General features: G+C 45.4%; 15 protein-coding genes and 1 riboswitch. All 15 genes read right to left on the bottom strand.

Annotated features, from left to right (window positions below):
* Positions 1-2: 2 nt before the first annotated feature.
* Entirely contained in the window at positions 3-923 is a 921-nt protein-coding gene (gene spoIIGA, locus ACH6C1_RS06705) for a sigma-E processing peptidase SpoIIGA (RefSeq protein WP_374075777.1), read from the bottom strand.
* Positions 924-1,100: 177 nt separating this feature from the next.
* On the bottom strand, positions 1,101-2,270 hold the full coding sequence (ftsZ, locus tag ACH6C1_RS06700; protein WP_095223032.1) for a cell division protein FtsZ: 1,170 nt from the start codon (positions 2,268-2,270) through the stop codon (positions 1,101-1,103).
* Between the two features lie 58 nt (positions 2,271-2,328).
* Positions 2,329-3,612, bottom strand: a complete 1,284-nt coding sequence (ftsA, locus tag ACH6C1_RS06695; protein ID WP_374075773.1) for a cell division protein FtsA — start codon at positions 3,610-3,612, stop codon at positions 2,329-2,331.
* 236 nt (positions 3,613-3,848) lie between these two features.
* Positions 3,849-4,628, bottom strand: a complete 780-nt coding sequence (locus tag ACH6C1_RS06690; RefSeq protein WP_374075770.1) for a cell division protein FtsQ/DivIB — start codon at positions 4,626-4,628, stop codon at positions 3,849-3,851.
* Between the two features lie 375 nt (positions 4,629-5,003).
* Entirely contained in the window at positions 5,004-6,191 is a 1,188-nt protein-coding gene (locus tag ACH6C1_RS06685; protein WP_374075768.1) for an acyl-CoA dehydrogenase family protein, read from the bottom strand.
* A gap of 4 nt (positions 6,192-6,195) precedes the next feature.
* Complete coding sequence (locus ACH6C1_RS06680) at positions 6,196-7,587, bottom strand: LLM class flavin-dependent oxidoreductase (RefSeq protein WP_374075766.1); 1,392 nt, start codon at positions 7,585-7,587, stop codon at positions 6,196-6,198.
* Positions 7,588-7,604: 17 nt separating this feature from the next.
* The gene (locus ACH6C1_RS06675; RefSeq protein WP_374075764.1) at positions 7,605-8,870 is read right to left on the bottom strand and encodes an MFS transporter; all 1,266 of its coding nucleotides are present in this window, start codon (positions 8,868-8,870) and stop codon (positions 7,605-7,607) included.
* 12 nt (positions 8,871-8,882) lie between these two features.
* The gene (gene ssuE, locus ACH6C1_RS06670) at positions 8,883-9,434 is read right to left on the bottom strand and encodes an NADPH-dependent FMN reductase (RefSeq protein ID WP_374075762.1); all 552 of its coding nucleotides are present in this window, start codon (positions 9,432-9,434) and stop codon (positions 8,883-8,885) included.
* Positions 9,435-9,524: 90 nt separating this feature from the next.
* A riboswitch (SAM riboswitch) is annotated at positions 9,525-9,631 on the bottom strand.
* A 152-nt stretch (positions 9,632-9,783) separates the two neighbouring features.
* Entirely contained in the window at positions 9,784-10,887 is a 1,104-nt protein-coding gene (spoVE, locus tag ACH6C1_RS06665; RefSeq protein WP_286160730.1) for a stage V sporulation protein E, read from the bottom strand.
* Between the two features lie 71 nt (positions 10,888-10,958).
* Positions 10,959-12,311 (bottom strand): UDP-N-acetylmuramoyl-L-alanine--D-glutamate ligase, encoded by a 1,353-nt coding sequence (murD, locus tag ACH6C1_RS06660; RefSeq protein WP_374075758.1) that lies wholly within the window; start codon positions 12,309-12,311, stop codon positions 10,959-10,961.
* On the bottom strand, positions 12,311-13,291 hold the full coding sequence (gene mraY, locus ACH6C1_RS06655) for a phospho-N-acetylmuramoyl-pentapeptide-transferase (protein ID WP_095223023.1): 981 nt from the start codon (positions 13,289-13,291) through the stop codon (positions 12,311-12,313). The genes murD and mraY overlap by 1 nt, the downstream gene beginning before the upstream one ends.
* 80 nt (positions 13,292-13,371) lie before the next feature.
* A complete protein-coding gene (locus ACH6C1_RS06650) occupies positions 13,372-14,724 on the bottom strand; it encodes a UDP-N-acetylmuramoyl-tripeptide--D-alanyl-D-alanine ligase (RefSeq protein ID WP_374075756.1) in 1,353 nt (450 codons plus the stop codon).
* 2 nt (positions 14,725-14,726) lie between these two features.
* Positions 14,727-16,202 (bottom strand): UDP-N-acetylmuramoyl-L-alanyl-D-glutamate--2,6-diaminopimelate ligase, encoded by a 1,476-nt coding sequence (locus tag ACH6C1_RS06645; protein WP_374075753.1) that lies wholly within the window; start codon positions 16,200-16,202, stop codon positions 14,727-14,729.
* Between the two features lie 121 nt (positions 16,203-16,323).
* Complete coding sequence (locus tag ACH6C1_RS06640; protein ID WP_095223020.1) at positions 16,324-18,258, bottom strand: stage V sporulation protein D; 1,935 nt, start codon at positions 18,256-18,258, stop codon at positions 16,324-16,326.
* Between the two features lie 83 nt (positions 18,259-18,341).
* Positions 18,342-20,477, bottom strand: coding sequence for a penicillin-binding protein (locus tag ACH6C1_RS06635; protein ID WP_374075750.1), 2,136 nt, complete (start codon positions 20,475-20,477; stop codon positions 18,342-18,344).
* Positions 20,478-20,484: the final 7 nt, after the last annotated feature.

The raw sequence follows: 20,484 nt of genomic DNA, 5'->3' as shown, positions 1-20,484 counted from the left end.
TCTTAGCCCGCTTGCGTGCTGGCATCGTGTACTAGTGACGGATGAAGCAGACAGTGATAGCGTCGGTCTGCGGTAAGATTACCGAATTGAATTCCAATCCAGACTCGGTCGGTTTCGATCTGGAGTTGCTCCATTTCAATCAAAATGCTATCCGGCTTTAAAACCAACATGAGGGCCCCTTCCCCATTCACACCCTGATACGGAACGACAGAAAATTCATAGGGCCAATCCTTTGGCAGCAGATCCATATCCAAATCGCTGTTTGCTTGGGCCAACAGCTGCCAGTCTTCTTCAGTGAACCAGTTCCTCAAAAAAAGCTGATCACAGATTACGACTGGCCGCTTCGTTAACGGATCAGACAGATGATTTCCGCTATCGATGAAGCCTTCTGTTTTATGTGAAATTCCATTGATGCTCACTTGAACGTTGTGCAGCTGATCATAACGGAATTGCTCAAAGCGCTGCTTGTCCATTCTGCTTTTAGTAAAATACAAAGCAATCGGAAACACGATGGCTACGAAAAGCCAGCTGACGTGATCACCATATCCTGTGCTTACAGTCAAGAAGGAGGCAGAAGTGAATGCAGCTTGAGTCTGCAGCATATAATGGATGGCGAATAGACTGCCGCCCACTGCGAAGGTAACAAAATAAAAAAGCAGCAGCAGCTTTAAAAAGCGGGTGACAGAGCGGAATCCGAAAGCTGTCCAGATGATTAGCATGGAAAAAAGCAATTTACCTGCTGGGTGGGCCAGAAAGCTCTCGGGAAAATAGACTGTTACTGGAACAATGAGTGAAGCTACAACGGCGCCTGCAAATATACGAAGCTTTGGTACTTGCAACCTTGCAATAGCTTGCGTACATAATAACAGCAGCCAGTCCAAAAATAGATTGAGCGTCCAGACTGCATCCAGATAGATTGTCACGTCAGCTATCCCCTTCTTCTTTAATAGATGAAGCTAGTATAACGGAGAGCCGATTCAAATACTGTCAGTTTATGCACGCATCAGCGCACTATTTTTATGTATTTTCCGCCTAATTTGTCTAACATTTCTTGGCATAAAAAAAAGGATAGCATCATAGGATGCTATCCTTTGTAATTATTATTTTCTGCGGTTGCGATTGCGAAGGAATGTCGGGATATCCAATGTATCCTCTTCCTGCTTACGCGTCTGTTGCTGCTGCGGGGATGGTGTTTCCCTGCGCAGTTCTTCCCGCTCTCTTCTTCTTTCCGATGTCGCAGGCTGCTGCGTGCTTTGAACTTCCTTCTCTACCGGACGTGCTTTCGGACGAGGTGCATTCATAGCTTGCTGGATTTGAGCTTCATCGAATCCTGTCGCAATGACAGTTACAACGATTTCATCTTTCAAATCTTCATTGATGACGGACCCGAAGATTACGTTTACTTCCTGATCGGCCGCACTTGTTACGATATCAGCCGCTTCCTGTACTTCATACAGGCTTAGGTTCGTACCGCCGGAGATGTTCATCAGAACACCATGTGCTCCATCGATAGAGGTCTCTAGCAATGGAGAGCTGATAGCTTTCTTCGCAGCCTCAGTCGCCCGGTTTTCACCAGTTGCAATACCGATACCCATAAGTGCAGATCCTTTATCAGCCATGATCGTCTTCACGTCAGCAAAGTCGACGTTGATCAAACCAGGAACGGCAATCAGTTCGGAAATACCTTGTACACCTTGACGAAGGACATTATCCGCTTCACGGAATGCCTCAAGCATAGGCGTGTTTTTATCAACAATTTCAAGCAAGCGGTCATTCGGGATGACGATAAGTGTATCTACACTACCCTTTAGAGCATCCGTTCCAGCTAAAGCCTGTGTCTGACGCTTACGTCCCTCGAATGAGAATGGACGTGTAACGATACCGACTGTCAATGCGCCAAGCTCCTTGGCTATCTGTGCGATAACTGGTGCAGCACCTGTACCAGTACCGCCTCCCATACCGGCTGTAACGAATACCATGTCGGCCCCTTGGAGAACTTCCTGGATCTGTTCTTTGCTTTCTTCTGCTGCTTTGCGGCCTACTTCCGGGTTGGCACCAGCACCAAGACCGCGAGTCAGTTTCGCACCAATCTGCATTTTGACATCTGCTTTAGAAAGATTCAATGCCTGAGAATCAGTATTTACTGCAATAAAGTCCACGCCTTGGACGCCATGTTCGATCATTCGGTTGACTGCGTTGCTTCCGCCTCCGCCGACGCCGATGACTTTTATTGTCGCTAATGTTTCCATATTTGTGTCAAACTCTAACATCTTAACGTCCTCCTATTTACAAACCGTCTTTCCCTTCAATCGAGCTGACGTGTCTGTCTTAATCGAAAAAGTACTTGAACAGGTTAGCAATACCTGATTCTTTCTTTTTATCTTCGCCTTTTTTCTTTTCTGATTTAGCGGGTTTTGCCGGTCTTCTTTCCGGCTCATCGAAATCTCCTTCTGTCACAGCAGAGAAGATCTCCTTCCCTTGTATTCTCGCATTCCGATAGGCAAATTGCAAGATTCCAACGGCGCTTGTAAACTGCGGTTCCCGCACTCCTAAATAATCCGGGATCGCAAGTCTCACATTCGCCTGGAAGCAGTCCTGTGCCAGTTCAAGCATGCCTGGCATCATGGATGTTCCGCCGGTGAGGACATAGCCGCCCGGGAGTTCAGGGAAGCCCATGCGCTTGATTTCGCTGTCGGCGTATGCAAATATTTCTTCAACACGGGCTTCCACTATGTCTGCAACATCAAGCTGGGAGAAGTTTTGTTTCTTGTTGCTGCCGATAATCGACGCTTCGAATGTCTCATCCTCCCTGGCATCGTCGTAGAAAGCATGTCCATATCCAATTTTGATTTCTTCCGCTTGTTCGGAGGAAGTCTTCAGTCCTATAGATATATCCTTGCTAATATTCTCGCCGCCAAGAGGAACCACACTAGTTGCCATGAGCTGGTCATTTCCGAACACAGAGACAGTTGTATTGCCTCCGCCGATGTCGATCAATCCAACACCAAGGTTCTTTTCATCCTCTGAAAGGGCGACAGCCCCTGCAGCCAATGGCTGCAGACATATATCCATTACTTCTAAGTTGGCTCTCTCGACGCATTTCAATAGATTATGTAAGACTGTACGGGAACAAGTAATGATTGTTCCTTCCATTTCTAATCGAACACCAATCATGCCGCGAGGGTCATTGATACCGTCCAATCCATCTACGATGAACTGTTTTGGAACCACATCGACTATTTCACGTTCCGGCGGAATGGACACAACCTGCGCCGCGTCAATTACTCGCGCAATATCCTCATCGTCTATCTCGCGGGTTTCATTGGATACAGCAACTACTCCATGGCATGGATGCAGCTGAATCTGATTCCCATTGACACCGACGACTACACGTTCGATTTGCATACCGACCATCCGCTCAGCTTGTTCTACAGCACTGCGGATCGATTGGACAGTTTGGTCGATATCGACGATGGCGCCTTTCTTCAGGCCTTTTGATTTTGCCGTACCGACACCGATTATGTTAAGGGAATCCTGAAATACTTCCCCGATAATCACTTTAATATTTGATGTTCCTACATCTAAGCTGACTAAAATTTCACTGTTGTTCACGTAAGGCACCTCCTAATCCTAGAGACATGTCGCCCAGCATTGTTTTTACATTTTCGTTTCATTATTAACCATTTGTATTGAGACACGCATAATTATAACAAATTTCACGAGAAATTTTGCCTAAAAAGCGACATTCTGTAAGAATTTAGCCTAATATACTCGTATTTGATTCGACTATACCGCATATAGCCCGTTTATTCTACATAAACTGACAAAATACCACGAATTTCTGCTTATCAGCCTTCTTCTTGGTCGTTATCTTCTTTTTCCTTCTCAGCAGGCTCGAAATAGGTCCCTACTCCCATATGGAGTACACCATCGACTTCTGGATCAAGCTGAGCAGCAATGCTAGGATATGCCTCCATGTTCGTAGCGAAAGTGCGGATTGTTCCTTGCACTTCCCTGCCGTCATTCATGAAAAGCTGAATGATGAATTGATTGTCTTCTGATGGCTTGTAGTGTATCTCGGATATGAGACCGGTAATAGAAGCTGGCAATTCGGCAAGTTCCCCTGCCATCTCTTTAAGATACTTATCATCAGAAAAACCATAGAGAGTCGGGGCATCGGATTTTGGCTGCTCCCATTTCTTTTCAGAGATACTGCCATTGGTCAGCAGTGCGCGATAACTGCCATCCTGCTGCAGATATCCTACTCTGCCAAGCTCTGTCACTTTAATTGTGACAGTGGCAGGGAAGCCTCTGCTTATTGATACCTTTTCAACTTCTTCATTTTCCTCTATCCGTTTAATTGCTTCATCCTTATCAATGCGCCACATATTATCTGAAGTAGTCAGGCCGCTGCTTTGAATGATAGTATCTTTAGGCAGAAAATCATTTCCTTCCACTTCAAGGCGGTGAATATTGCTTAATGGCGATTGCAGGTACACAATGATGAAGATAAGTACGAAGAAAATAGACAAGTAGAATATAAGTCGTCTATTCGCCTTTTTCTTTCTCGCTTGTTTTAATTTTGGGATACGGTCCTCGATGGAAACAATTTTCTTTTTTTCGCTCATTTCCTCTTCTTCCTATGCTGTACAGTCAAAAACTGCTTGTATTGTAATTATAAAATTATAACACATTCATATAGCGGAAGTAGTCAGTAACCAACAAATTGTAAATAATCCGCCTTCAAAAAGGTTTCTTTACCTAATTACATAAGAAGCCGCCGATTTCCTTCTTCAATGGGTCAAGAAATGAAAACTTCTATCCATCTTCTTTCTTTATACTGTCTCTGCTATTACTCTCCCATTCTACCATTACATTCGTTCCTGGGTACTTTATTTTGTCGGTCAAGCCTTGTTTTTTCATATGTAAAAATTCCCATATGGTTACTTTCATAATGAGATTAACTAGGGATCTTTCATATCCCAGAAAAAAGAAACCTCTAATCAAGAGGTTTCTCCCCACAAATCATCTGAGATTCCTATATGCTGCTTCGCAAGAATTTCACGAGCTAGATTATTGGAAGGCCCCATTACAATACCCGCTCTTGCATCTCGGTAAAACCGTTCCAGCTTACCAATTTTATAACCATAACCTCCAGTAATGTCCATGGCGATTTGTGCAATCTCATTCACCGTATCCGAAGCATGTATTTTAAATGACAGCAAATCCTGCTGTGTGGAGGGGCTAAGCTTTCCTGAGCCATTGTTAAGCTGATGATCAACCTCGCTTCGAAGCTGCTCCAGCCAGGCAGCAAGCCCTTTATATTGGATCACGGCTTTAGCAAGCAAACTGCGGATAACCTGATAGTCACCAAGACTTTTTTCCACATCACGATGATGATTCTGTTTGGCATAAACCGTTACTATATCAATAATGCCGCCAGCCAGGCCTGTCCAGACAGAACCCAGGCCAAGCAAATAAGCAATACTCGTTTCTACAATTGTACGGCCAGACCCTTCACTTCCGAGCAAATTTTCTTTCGGCACTTGCACTTTGTCGAGCGTGAGTGAAGAGCTATGATTCCCTCTCACTCCGAGCGCATCCCAGCTTCCATAGCTTAAGCCAGGGTTCGTTCCTTCGATGATAAAATAACTCAAATCATCAGCTGAAGAAGCCTCGGGTGATCCAGTTTGAACTATATAAAAATCAGCAAATCCGCTGCTTGTCGTAAACGATTTTTCAAGATTAAGCTCATATCCTTGAAGCGTCCGTTTTGCTCGGCTCGTGTTGATCCAATATCTGCCTCCAGAGGTTCTTTCACTTGTCGAGGTTGTGCCAAAGCTCCCCGCCTGTACAGGTTTTAGCCACTTCTCCTGCTGTTCCTTCGATCCGAATCGGACAATCACATCGGCCGCTTCCACATGCATCGTGTAAACAAGACCAGTGGAAGGACAGTGTGCAGCAATCTTTTCTGCCACTATCGAAAATGCTTTGTACCCTGCATCCAGCCCCCCCAAGGATTCAGGCAGTAAAATACCGTTCAATCCTTTATCAGCTAGTTCCTGCATGTTCGCCTTAGGAAAGATTTTCTCCCGGTCGAGCCGATCTGCAGAGGGGCCGATTGTCTGGTCAACTATTTCTTCTATCAACGAGTAAATGGTTTCTAATGTAGTTTCAGTTTTATTGGTCATGACTTTACACCGTTTGCTTTCCTTGTTCTTGAACTGCTCGCCCGATCTGACGTGCTGGGTGATGAACTGGCAGTCTCTTATCTCCGCTCAAATTCTCGCGTAATGTATCACCTTCATATTCCTTTCTGATTCTGCCTCGCTCCTGCAAAATCGGCACCACATAATCAGCAAGATCTTTAAAGGTTCCAGGAGTCACTGCGTATGCTATATTAAACCCATCGACGCCAGTCTGTTCAATCCACTCTTCCATTGCATCAGCCACTTGGACCGGTGTTCCGGCGACTACCGGACCAATTCCTCCTACACCCACAAATTCGGCCACTTCACGGACAGTCCATTTTTTATTCGGATCAATCTTCGTGAACGTCTCCACGGCTGAATGGATCGCTTCATTCTCAACGAAACGAAGCTCTTCGTCCGGATCATATTCGGAAAAATCAATACCGGTCCATCCACCCAGCAGTACCAGACCTCCTTCATAGCTTGCATGACTTCGATATTCAGCCAGTTTTTCCTGTGCAGCTTCTTCTGTTTCGGCCACTATCGGAGTAAAGAGACTCATCACTTTTATCTCTTCGGGGTCACGTCCTTGGCGCTTCGCTTCTTCTCGCAGCTTGTCTACATAGCTTTTTGTCACAGTAACTGTGGGGGTGCTTATAAAGACACATTCGGCATGCTTAGCAGCAAATGATCGGCCCTTAGACGATGATCCCGCCTGGAAAAGCACTGGCGTCCGCTGTGGAGAAGGTTCGGACAGATGTGCTCCCGGCACAGTATAATAGGTACCATTGTGGTGAATATCATGCACCTTTTCTGGGTCAGTGTACACTTTTCTCTCTGTATCACGAACAACAGCATCGTCTTCCCAACTGCCCTCCCAAAGCTTATAGCAGACTTCTACGTATTCCTCTGCAATGTTATAACGCTCGTCATGTTTGACTTGCGTATCCAACCCAAGGTTTCTTGCTGCACTTTCTAAATAGGAGGTAACAATATTCCAGCCGACACGGCCTTTCGTCAAATGATCCAGAGTAGATACACGACGCGCAAAGCTGTATGGGTGCTCATACGTAACGGATGCCGTGACACCAAAACCCAGATGCTTTGTGACTTGGGCCATCGCCGGCACGACAAGCAGAGGATCATTCACCGGCACTTGTGCTGCTTGACGGACTGCTCCATCCCGGGAGTTTTGATACACATCATACGTTCCGAGTACATCTGCTAAAAACAAGGCATCAAACCGCCCGCGCTCCAATAGCTGCGCAAGCTCTGTCCAATACTCCAAGTCCTTGTAACGATGTGCCTGATCATCAGGATGTGTCCATAACCCAGGTGATTGATGTCCAACGCAATTCATATCAAAAGCGTTCAAAAAGATCCGTTTGTTTGTCATTTGAAATCCTCCTTTAGTTATCTGACAGCAAGCTCTTCTGAGGCATGTATTTGTGCTTTCGAAGCAGGGGTTAGAAATGGTGTTAACAGAAAACTAAGTGCATATAAAATGGCAAATCCCCATACCACACCGATGATTCCTAAGTAATTATTCAGTACTCCGACAAGCACCGGTCCCAGAAACTGACTGGCTCCAGCACCTAAATTAAGTACCGAGATCGCTGCACCGCGATTAGCTGGAGCAAGCGTCGGCAATATAGCAGACAGCGGAACAAAAGCTGCTATTGCAGCACCGAAAAGAATAGCGTTCAGCATAAGAAGAGGGATATTTGCTCCGAATGCTGCCGGGATATAGTAGTAAAGCAAAGAACAAATAGCTGCTCCCACACAGCCAAACCAACGGACTACCTTGACCCAGCCGATTCGGTCACCTATCATTCCAAACAACACCCCTGCCGCCATATTGCTGATGGACTGAATTGCCCAAAGCTGGAGCCACTGACTCGTCGAAATATCCAGGAAACTTGTGAAGAATCCTGGCATCACAACTACGAAACCATACCATCCTGCTGTATTGATTGTCCGAAGCAGACCTCCAGCAGCAACGCGAGGGCTCTCCCAAAGAATCGTGATTCCTTTAAGTGCTTCTGCCCATTTATTTCCCCGGCTTTGATCCTGAATCCTGACCCCCTGCCGATCTTTGTCATCGACTAATGCGACACCTAAAATTCCACCAAGGATGATCCAAATAAGCGAGCTCCACAATGTGGCCATTTCACCGATGTATGGCAGTAAAATACTCGGATAATAGGAGCCAAGAAAACCAATTCCCCCAGCAAACATAAAGAAGAACCATCCCATTGCTGTTGCAAGCTTTTGCTTTTCCGTACGGTAGGCAATCCAGACAATAAAAGCGAAAGCAAACAGAGGGTAGCCAAAACCGCGCAATCCGTACATAAGCACCATCATTGAAAAGCTTTCCATGTAAAGCCCCAGATACAGAAAGCCTATTTCAAAAACAACCCACGTCACAAGCCCAATCAGCATCGTTTTCCGAGGTCCGATGACTTCTCCTAGAACACCAGCCAGCCAGGAAGCCAGTGTAAGCACAATCCCATAAGCACTGAACATAATAGCTGACTGATTGGTAGTGAAGCCAATGTCGACAACATACTTGGACAGGAATGCCTGTTCGATGCCATCCCCAGTCATGAATAACAAAATCGCAAGCAACCCGCCAATGACTTGAACTGGTATACCGAACAATGTTTTCGTTGCTTTCATTACTTCCCTCCTTTACTTTGCGATACTGATAGAGTGATTTCGGCGAATCGTCTCAACAAGCTGATTAGCTTGCGTGTTAATCCTTATACCTGTTTCTGCATCTGCCACTGGTTGATCAGGATTCTCCTTGTTGATATGGTGATCACACAAATATACTCCCTGTAAAGGCTCTCCCTTAAGATTCGCAATCAAGGGCTTTAGCGCATAATCAATCGCTAACAAATGAGCCGGGCTGCCTCCTGTCATGATCGGAAGTACGGGCTTGTGCTTAAATGCATCTTGAGGCAATAAATCAAGCAATGCTTTCAACACGCCTGTATATGCTGCTTTATATACAGGCGACGCAATGATTAACCCTTTCGCGCCGCTGACAGCATGACCCGCTTGCACAATTGCAGGGCTGTCGAATCTTGCATAAATCAAATCCTCCGGCGCAAAATCGGTAACGCTGATTTCCTTGACGGTGAAACCTTGCTCTTCAGCCAGTTTGCCTGCATAATTAGCAGCCAGCTGAGACCTGGAATGTTTAGACGGGCTTCCTGATAAAATAATAATGTCAGTCAATTTTCATTTCTCCTTTTTCTGTAGTAGAGTGACTAAACGAAAAAAAGCTCTCTTTTCCGAAGAAAAGAGAGCTTGATATAATCGCCCGCACTCTTATCTTCCAAGAAATTAATCTTGCTGGATTTAGCACCTTTCTGACTTAGTCAGAGGTTGCTGAAGCTTCATCGGGCCAGTCCCTCGGCTTCTCTTGATAAGAACTGTATGAAATTGTTTATAATGATACGGGCGTTGCTAAAAAAAGTCAATAGGAATTATCTAAAAATTTTTAATATATTACTTTTTCAAATTATCTTTTTATCGGTGCATATCGAAGCTAACTTATTCGTTAGTCTAGTGATCGTCGAATTCTTCAGAGTTTGCTATACCTACTGACATTCAAAAGGATACCAACTGAGCTCAGCGTAAGTGTAAGCGATGATCCTCCGTAGCTTAAAAACGGCAGTGTGATACCAGTAACGGGAATCAAACCTATTACAACACTGATGTTAATCATACATTGGATAGCTATCATACCAGTGATGCCTAATGCCAGCAGACTGCTAAAGCCATCAGGCGCGCGAAGAGCTACTTGAATGCCTCGCCACAGAAACAGCAGGAAGAGAAGCATAACGCCAGCACCTCCGATGAAGCCAAGCTCTTCTGCCAGAATGGCAAAAATGAAATCTGTCTGCGGCTCCGGAAGATAGAAGAATTTTTGCAGACTGTTGCCTAAGCCGAGTCCCATCAATCCACCTGGACCGATCGCATATAGAGATTGGATGATCTGGAATCCTTCCCCTAATGGATCCTCCCAAGGATCAAGGAAAGCAGTAATGCGCTGTATACGATATGGCGCAGACAAAATGAGCGCTGCGAAAGCACCTAGTCCTAAAATACCGAGACCGACGAAGTGGGAGATTCTGGCTCCGCTAACTAAAATCATCACCATACAAGTAAGTACTAGAACAACACCTGTTCCTAGATCCGGCTGGAGCATTATCATTCCGAAAGCTGTAAAAACGAGCAAGAGCGAAGGCAGAAATCCTTGCTTCAAGGAAGTTATATATTTCTGCTTGGCCGAAAGATAAACAGCTAAATAGATGATCAAGCCCAGCTTTGTGAATTCAGAAGGCTGGATACTGAAGGCCCCTACCCCGATCCAGCTTCTTGCACCACCACGGACCAATCCGACTCCGGGAATCAAGACGGCAATAAGTAAAATAAAGCAAATCAACAGTAAAACCTTCGCATATTTCCGCCAAATCTCATAATGCAACCTGGAAATGACCAGCATAGCCCCTAAACCAACACCGGCGAACAATAGCTGCCGCTTGGCAAAAAAGAAGCTATCGTCAAATTTATATTCCGCCCATACAGCAGAAGCACTATACACCATGATGATACCGATTGTCAGCAGGCCTCCGATAGAGAAGAGCAATAGCCAGTCCGTCTTCGGGAGATTAGATTTACGCAAAGAAAAACCCCATTTCCTTGGATTGGAATTGGGGGTCCGCATGCAGCGAAGCGGCTGAGCAGGACAAGCCCCTACTCTAATGTATGCACCGCTTCAACAAACATGTCTCCTCTTTCTTCAAATGTCCGGTACTGATCCCAGCTTGCACATGCTGGAGACAGAAGGATCACATCGCCGCTCTCAGAGATGCGATAAGCAATTTCAGCTGCCTCTTTGACATCCTTCGCATGTTCAATTAGTTCAATCCCAGCCATATAGGCAGTCTCTCGCAATTTTTCAGCTGTTTCACCGAACACGATCAATGCTTTTACATGTTCCATGAATGGGACAAGTGTCTCAAACGTGTTACCGCGATCCAAGCCTCCTGCAAGCAGGATTGTCGGCTGATCGAATGATGACAATGCTTTTGAGGTTGCCAAAATATTGGTAGCTTTTGAGTCGTTATAAAATGCACGGCCATTAATGTGCTTTATATACTGCAGCCGATGCTCAACACCTGAGAAAGTCTTCAATACTTGCTGAATACCTTCGTTAGTCGCTCCGGCTAGCTTAGCAGCTGCTAAAGCAGCGAGTATATTCTCCAGCTGATGGCCACCGACAAGCAGGATATCTTTTAATGCCGCTATCGGTTCGTCCTTGAAATACACATGTGTATCATCATACCATGCACCATCTTCCAGCTTTCTGGAACCTGAAAAAGGAACAAGGGTTGCTTTCGCATTTTTGACGATATCACGAAGCCGCTCATCCTCCGCATTATAAACAAGATAGTCAGTTGCATCTTGATTACGGAAGATATTAGCTTTCGCTTGTTCATAATTTTCAAGAGAATGGTGATAATCCAAATGTGCTTCAAAAATGTTGAGCATAACACTTATGTTCGGTCGGAACTGATCGATACCTTGAAGCTGGAAAGATGAAAGCTCCAAAACAAGCCGGTCATCTTCTGTCGTCCTGTCGGCAACTTCGGACGCGGCTGTACCGATATTACCAGCAACAAACGTACTTACCTGGCTCTCTTTGAGCATCTCATAAGTAAGTGTTGTCGTTGTAGTCTTACCATTTGATCCGGTAATACCAATCAGGGTACCCTTGTGAAGCAAACCAGCAAGTTCGACTTCCGTCAGCACTGGAATATTTCTTTCCATTGCTGTTTGTACAATCACATTCTCATAACGAATTCCTGGATTCTTAATCAAAACATCAATATCTTCCAAAAGTTCTACTTCTTGCACACCAAGCCTCACTTGTGCACCTTTTTGCTCGAGGATTTGGACAAGTTCTTCTTGATTGGTTGTATTCAGATCACTTACCCGAACGTTGCGTCCGTGGGCAAGCAATGTGCTGGCAGCAGCAAATCCACTCTTTGCCAGGCCCAGTACAAGCACGTTTTGATATGGGAATTTGGTTTCAAAATCACTCATCATAATCCCACCTTCATGTAGACACCGATGACAGCGAATAATAGTCCTACAGCCCAAAATGTCGTTACGACACGCCATTCCGACCAACCGGACAGTTCATAGTGATGGTGAAGCGGGCTCATCTTGAATACCCGTTTTCCGGTCGTCTTGAAGGAAATGACCTGGATCATTACGGAAAGTGTCTCGATAACGAAGACACCGCCGATGACAATCAGCAGAATCTCCATTTTAGTAAGTATGGCAACAGCTGCAATTGCGCCGCCAAGTCCCAGTGATCCGGTGTCTCCCATAAATACCTTCGCAGGATGCGCGTTGAATACAAGGAATCCTAGCAAAGCCCCGACCACTGCCAAAGAGAATACAGTAATTTGTGTTTGCTGGACGTCATAGTATGCCACCACAGCGAATGCTCCGAACGCAATCGCAGCAGTACCTGCCAGGAGACCGTCCAGTCCGTCTGTCAAATTGACGGCATTGGATGCACCGACAAGCATAACAAGAATCAAGAAGAAATAACCCCATCCGAGGTCCCACTGAATCGATGTTCCCGGAATCTGTATGTACGTACCGAAATCATTGAATCGAAGCAGTGCGTAAAAAACGATAGCGATAATGATCTGACCAATCATTTTCTGCTTGGATGTTAATCCAAGGTTTCGTTTCATTGCTACTTTGATGTAGTCATCAAGGAATCCGAGCAAGCCGTATCCGATCAATACGAATAATAGCAGCCACGTTTCCAGGCTAATATGGATATTGCCTATTGCATGCATGATCCATGTAGATACGACAATGCTGATCATGATCATCACGCCGCCCATTGTCGGTGTACCCGACTTTTTCATATGGGATTTTGGTCCTTCCTCACGAATACTCTGACCAAATTTCAACCTGCGCAGAAATGGTATGATTATTGGAGAAATAAGGACGGTGACGATGAATGCTACTGCAATTGTCACAAGTAATAGTGCCACGTTCATTGATGTTTTCCTCCTTTAAAAAAGCACCCGTCCAGTGTATTACCTGGCGCCAGTGACGCCATGTTTCTGATTACCAGCTATTAATTTTCTTCCATAACAGCGATTGTGTCAAGTATGGATTCCAGTTTCATACCGCGTGATGCTTTCAGCAGGACGATTGTATCAGGCTGCAGCAATTGCAGAACTGTTTCAGCCAAAGAATCCTTGTCTGTGAAGTGAACAGCTGTAATCGATGTACCTTTTAATGCATCAGTAATTTCATCCGAATCCTCACCGACCGTAAATACGTGCGTAGTATCAGAGGTGATAGCTTCTGCAATCTGCCGATGATAGCTTTTGGATTCATCCCCTATTTCATAGATATCGCCTAGCACGAGAATACGTCTGGCAAAAGGCAGACTCTGTACTGTCTGAATTGCTGCTTTCATCGATGTCGGAGAAGCGTTATATGCATCGTTGATGATTTTACTTCCATTCTTCCCGGCAAGCTGCTCCATCCGCATTCCTGTCATTGATGGAGTATGCAATGCTTGCTGTATAAGCTGCTGACTGACACCCAGCTCTTTTCCTAGTACGATCGCATAGCCTGCATTCCGTACATTATGCGCGCCAAGCAAAGAAAATGTGTAATTTTCACCGTTCACCGAAAAAGCAGTGGCTGCATCAAGTGTCTTCTCAATCTTGAGCTGCTGCTTATTATGATCTTCAAAGCCGCACGTGATTGTTGTTTTCTTATCATGATGGAATGCAAGCAGAGGCTCATCTCCATCAATGATCAACACGCCATCTTCAGCTAAACCGGCTGTAATCTCACTCTTTGCCTTGGCAATGCCTTCCCTTGATCCAAGGAATTCGATATGCGACTCCCCGATATTTGTGATAATTGCATAATCCGGCTGTGCGATATGCGACAACAGCTCGATTTCACCGAAGTTACTCATACCCATTTCTAAAACAAGCACTTCACAGGAAGGCTGCATAGATAAAACAGTGAGCGGCAACCCGATATGATTATTCAGGTTCCCTTTGGTCGCCAGCACTTCATATTTCTCTTTTAACACGCTGGTAACTAAATCTTTTGTAGTCGTTTTACCGTTAGAACCGGTGATGCCGACAACAATCGGATCAATTGCTTCGCGATGTGCTTTAGCTAGTCTTTGCAATGCTTCCAGCGTATCATCAACCAAGAACAGCACAATACTAGAAGCAGCTTCCGGTATCGGCAATGATCTATCCCATAAAGAGGCGACTGCCCCCTGCGCTACTGCCTGCTCAATAAAACCATGCGCATCGAAGCGTTCTCCTCTAATCGGGACAAATAAACTGTTTGGAGCTTCTTTCCTGCTATCGGTATTCACTTCAGCAATGGTGAATTCCTGCTGTTTCGTAGCATCAGGGAATACATCATATAGGAAATCACTTGAAAATAGCATCGTCATTCTCCTAATCCCGCTCTTTTAATGGCTTGTGCTGCTACTAGACGATCATCGAAATCAAGAACCTGATTTCCTACGATCTGATATGTCTCATGCCCTTTACCTGCTATCAAGACGATATCGTCATTTCCTGCAAGGTCGATAGCATGCTGAATCGCTTCTGCCCGGTCTGGTACGACAGCATACTGGTCGGATTCCAATCCCCTGATCATATCCTCAAGGATAGCTTGCGGGTCCTCAGAACGCGGATTATCCGCTGTGAAAATGGATGTATCCGAATATTGGACAGCTTTTCCTGCCATAAGCGGGCGTTTTGTTTTATCGCGGTCACCGCCACAGCCTACCACTGTAATTATATTGCCCTTCACGAACGATTTTATCGTCGTCAGGACATTCTCCAAGGAATCCGGTGTGTGTGCATAGTCAACAATTACCCCAAATGACTGTCCTGCCATGACAGGCTCGAAGCGGCCTGCTACACCAGTCGTCTCATGCAGTGTACTGCAGATCGTCGCAAACGGTATACCGCTGCATATAGCGGCTCCTACAGCAGCAAGCATATTATAGACATTGAATTTCCCCATCAGCTTGCTCGTTATTCTCGCTTCGCCCTTCGGTGTTTGAAGTAAGAAAGTCGTACCGTTGGATGCCAGCTGAATATCCTTGGCCATAATGTCTGCTTCCTTATCGATCCCGTACGTGCAAATTGGCTGTGCAGTTGATTTGATCAATGCTTCAGCGTAACGGTCATCTGCATTGATTACGGCGTACTTCGGATGCTCTGGATCGAAGGTATTGCCAAGCTGAGAGAATAAAAGACTTTTCGCATGGAAGTAGTCCTCAAAGCTTTCATGATAATCAAGATGATCCTGTGATAGATTCGTGAATACAGCGATATCAAAATCGGTGCCATGTACTCGTCCCCTGTCCAAAGCATGGGAAGATACCTCGATGACAGCCGTATCGACTCCTTCATCGACCATATTACGGAACCCTTTTTGCAGGAACAGCGCATCCGGTGTCGTATTTTTCACCGGAAACGTCTCGTCCTTGATCTTCATCTGAATCGTACCAATCACGCCAGTAGCTTCCTCATTAGCGCGGAAAATACTTTCAAGCAAATATGTCATGCTCGTCTTGCCATTGGTACCAGTAATACCGATCACCCGCATCTCTTTCGATGGGTGACCATAGAAAGTATTCGCTAATGGAGCCAAAGCGCGAAGCGTGTCTTTTACTAGAATAACTGGAATGGATACATCCAGCGGACGTTCGGCTAAAATAGCCGCCGCCCCTTGCTCCTCGGCCTGTCTGGCAAACGTATGTCCGTCGACTACTGCTCCGTCTATGCATATGAATAGATTGCCAGATTTAATTTCCCGGGAATCGATTGTCAATCCGGTAATGTCGATTTCTTCATGGGCCGCCTGCTGTTCGTAAAAAGGCAGTGCGGACAAAAGTACTGCTAGTTTCAAAGCTGCCACGTCCTTCATTTATCCTTACAAAATGCAAAGTAATATTATTTTGATTGATTGAGGCGTAAAAACCTTTCCCCATTATACCAGAATTTATGTCCGCAGGAATGGTTCATCCGATTTATTCAGGCGGGTTTTCAGATAAATACAGGCGGATAGTGGATCCTGCTTCCATCTTTATTCCAGCTTTTGGTTCTTGATCGATGATATATTCGCCGGTTCCGCTCAATTCCAAGTTCAGTGTAGTGTAATATTCTGTCAGTTCCCGCTTTTTCATGCCGACAAAATCAGGTGCTTCTGCTGGCGGCTCTTCCGGCCAGCTGTAAGATTTCTCCAATCCATCCGTCTGCGGTTCTACTCCCATTGAACGAAGGCTGTCCTCCAGAATAGTACCTACAATCGGCGCTGCCACTTTACCACCGAATTGGATTGTGTTTTTCGGATTATCTATAGCAAGGTAGACCACGATTTCAGGGTCATTGGCAGGTGCAAATCCGATGAAGGAAAGAATATAGTTGTTTTCCATATAGGTTCCGTTGGCTCCCACTTTCTGGGCTGTCCCTGTTTTACCGCCAATCCGAAATCCTTCACGGTAAGCTCCTCGTCCTGTCCCTTTTGCTACAACGTTTTCCAATGCATGACGAACCTGTTCTGATGTATCCTCTGACACTACCCGTCGTTTCATGACTGTCTCTGTGGCTGTTTCCGTGTCACCGGTAACCGGATCCTTCCATGACTTGGCGATATGGGGCTGGTATAAGTAGCCTCCGTTGATAGCCGCTGATACACCCATCACTTGCTGGATCGGAGTAACGGAAACACCTTGTCCGAAAGCAGTGGTGGCTGTCTCTACCTGCCCGATTTTCGCGGGATCGAATAAAATACCTTTTCCTTCCCCTTGCAAATCGATACCAGTTTTCTCACCGAACCCAAAATCCTTGATATAAGAGAATAGACGGTCCGTGCCTAGCTTCTGCCCTAGTGAGACAAAACCTGGGTTACAAGAATTTTGTACAACCTCTAAATATGTTTGATCACCATGTCCGCCGCGTTTCCAGCAATGCAAGGTGGCACCGTCCACTTTGATAGCTCCACTGTCATGGAAGTGATCGTTCTCAAGGTCAACTACCTTCTCTTCAAGTGCCGCCGCAAGTGTGATGATCTTAAATGTACTACCTGGCTCATACGAACTCCAAATCGGCAGATTCCTGTTATACGTATCAGGATCGGCTTCGTTGTAATTTTCCGGTTCGAATGATGGTCTCGAGGACATTCCGAGGATTTCACCTGTATCAGGATCTACAGCCAGTGCAATCGCACCATCCGGATTATATTTTGCTTCTGCATTATCCAGTTCCCGCTCTATAATTGTCTGGATATCAGAGTCAATCGTCAGCTGAAGATCCATACCATCCGTCGGCGGTGAATAGACATCTGCCATATCTTCCAATCGATGCCCTTTTGCATCAGAGAAAAACGACAGGCTGCCTGATTCTCCGCTCAGTTCTTCATCATAGTATGCCTCCAGGCCCATCAACCCCTGGTTATCTATACCGCTGAAACCAAGTACATGAGACAGATAATCCCCATTTGGATAGTGCCGTTTTGAATCTTTGGCAATATAAACGCCCTCCATGTTCAGCGCCTGAATTGCTTCTGCCTGCTCTTCGGAAATTTTTCGTCCTTCAGGGTGAATTCTTTCGATAGATGCCTTCTTCGTCACGTGCTGCATTGCCTTGTCCTTTTCCATCCCAAGAATTTCTGCCAGCTTCTCGGCTGTCTTTTCGGGATCCTTGATCTGACGTGGTACGACCATGACAGTCGGTGCAGACACATTCTCTGCCAGCACTTCACCATTACGGTCAAGTATCTTTCCTCTTTCCGGCTCAAATGTGATATTCCTGCTCCAGGAATCCTCAGCCTTGTCCACTAAGTCTTTACCTAAGACGAACTGGACATATGCTAATCGGATTCCGATAACAAGGAACACGATAAAAGCCAAAACAAAAACAGTGACCAACCGCTTGCGCATCGTAACATTGGATACTCTCTTCAAACAAATCTCTCCCTCGTATACAAAGGTAGGCTTGTATCCATGTTATGACGGTTGGCAAGCGGATAGACCACTGTCCGGTTTTCTTATGTCGAGAATTCGACAGCAAGATAGTCGTTCTTATTCAGTTTCGTTCCTTTTTTGATGCTTTGTGTCTTGGCGTAGCCGCTGTTGATTGTTTCCACATCCAGCTGGAGCAGTTCACCCAATTCAAGCACTTCACGCATGGACCATCCATTAATATCCGGCATCGTCGGTTCATCCGTGACGATGATGGCGCGCTCGCCTTCCAGAACGGTTTGCCCGCTTTCAACACTCGTTTTGGCAACCTTATCTCCCTCACCGACAACAACTACATCCATTCCAGTGTCTTCTAGCGCTTTCTTCGTAGCACGAGTAGACATGCCTTCAATATCCGGCACTCGTTTTTCAGAAACCTCATTTTTATCGTCCGCTTGGTCCGGACTGATATCCATATAGTGCAGCGCATTTTCCATTACATTTTTGAAGATGAAGGCGGATGGTTCACTGCCAGTTTCCGTTTCACTCAATTCAGGCTGGAGTACAGATACATACATGATCAATTCTGGATCATCAGCAGGTGCCATGCCAAGGAAGGAGAATAAATAATTATTCTTGCCTTGCATATAGCCGCCACCGTTTGGATTTGGTATTTGTGCCGTACCAGTCTTGCCAGCCACACTATAATCATCCAGTTTATACGGTTTACCAGTACCATGTTCGGAAGTTACTACTGACTCAAGTATTTTCAATGTCTCATCGGCCGTTTCTTTCGATATTGGTTTCGCCTGAACTTTAGTCTCATTCTGTTCGACTACTTTTTTCGTGTCTGGATTGACGATTTTATCAATGATATGAGGTGTCACCATTTTTCCATCATTTGCAATTGCACTTGCAGCGGTTATCATTTGAATCGGCGTAGCAGTAGAACCTTGACCAAAGGCGGTACTGATTTTCTCTGCTTCATAGTTGTATAGAATCGTCCCAGGTATCTCTCCCGGCAAGTCAATCCCAGTCTTTTGGTCAAAGTGGAATTTCTTTAAATATTCCAAGAACGTATCTTCACCGATCTTATTTGCAACAATATTTGAAACCGCAACGTTGGAGGACCGCTGGATCCCTTCCAGGTAGCTAATTTGACCCCAGCCAGTATCCCAGTCACTAAACTTGGTCTCATCATCAACTTTAAAGGTTCCCGATTTAAATTTCTCATCCGGATTCCATTTCCCCTCTTCGATAGCTGACGCGACTGTGAACATTTTCATAGTCGATCCGGGTTCCATCGGATTTGAAATGGAGTCATTGTACCAGTTTTCTACATTCTCTGGATCGTTCGGATCATAGCTTGGGCGGTTGCTCATCGCTACAATCTCACCTGTTTTTGGATTCATGACGACTGCACTGATTTTCTTAGGATTCCACTTATCATCCACTTGGGTGAGTGTATCCTCCAGTAAAGTCTGGATTTTCTGATCAATAGTCAGATAGACATTATCCCCATCTTGGGCTGCCTGCACTTCTTCATTCGGATTCAGCAGCTTGTATCCATAACCATCTTGTTCATAGGATATATTCCCGTTTTTACCTGCAAGCTGATCATTCAGCTGTTGTTCAATTCCTGTTAAGCCAGTAATCACACCATCTTGTCGCTGTGCCAGCCCAATTACTTGCGAAGCAAAAGTACCATTCGGATAGAAGCGCTCTGCTTCTTCTGTGAACTGGATTCCAGGCAAATCGAGGTCTTCAATCTTCTTCTTCTGATCCTGAGATAATCCGCTTCCCGCGGAACCGAATTCCACCTGGAACTTGCCGCCGTCAATTCCATCCTGGAGCCGTTTTTTCAGATCATTTTCATCTGCCCCGATGATTTCAGCAATTTCTTCTGCCGTCTTATCCACATTCGTTACATGGATCGGATGTTCTTTATCCGCGGAATACTCTTCACTAACAATCGCATAAATAGAATAAGTTGGCTGATCATACGCCAACTCCATTCCATTGCGATCCAGTATCTTCCCTCTCGTCGCTTCGAGCGTATACGAGTCAGTCCGCTTACTTTCTGCAAATTTCTTTAAATTAACTCCAGCAACTTCACCGGATGCCTGGATGAACAAGAAACGTCCAGCTAAGACAAGAAAGAGCAAGGCAAAAACGGATAACAGGACCATCGCCATTCTCTGTGTTGTCTTGTTCTTTTTCATATTGACA

It is taken from the genome of Terribacillus sp. JSM ZJ617, assembly GCF_044383785.1.
Classification (GTDB): domain Bacteria; phylum Bacillota; class Bacilli; order Bacillales; family Amphibacillaceae; genus Terribacillus.
This window is presented reverse-complemented; position numbering and strand designations above follow the sequence as displayed.

Coding starts and splice junctions, on each gene's coding strand:
- ACH6C1_RS06635 (WP_374075750.1), bottom strand. CDS start 20,477: ATGAAAAAGAACAAGACAACACAGAGAATGGCGATGGTCCTGTTATCC.
- ACH6C1_RS06680 (WP_374075766.1), bottom strand. CDS start 7,587: ATGACAAACAAACGGATCTTTTTGAACGCTTTTGATATGAATTGCGTT.
- mraY (WP_095223023.1), bottom strand. CDS start 13,291: ATGAACGTGGCACTATTACTTGTGACAATTGCAGTAGCATTCATCGTC.
- ACH6C1_RS06685 (WP_374075768.1), bottom strand. CDS start 6,191: ATGACCAATAAAACTGAAACTACATTAGAAACCATTTACTCGTTGATA.
- ACH6C1_RS06690 (WP_374075770.1), bottom strand. CDS start 4,628: ATGAGCGAAAAAAAGAAAATTGTTTCCATCGAGGACCGTATCCCAAAA.
- ACH6C1_RS06675 (WP_374075764.1), bottom strand. CDS start 8,870: ATGAAAGCAACGAAAACATTGTTCGGTATACCAGTTCAAGTCATTGGC.
- ACH6C1_RS06650 (WP_374075756.1), bottom strand. CDS start 14,724: ATGCTATTTTCAAGTGATTTCCTATATGATGTATTCCCTGATGCTACG.
- ftsZ (WP_095223032.1), bottom strand. CDS start 2,270: ATGTTAGAGTTTGACACAAATATGGAAACATTAGCGACAATAAAAGTC.
- murD (WP_374075758.1), bottom strand. CDS start 12,311: ATGAGTGATTTTGAAACCAAATTCCCATATCAAAACGTGCTTGTACTG.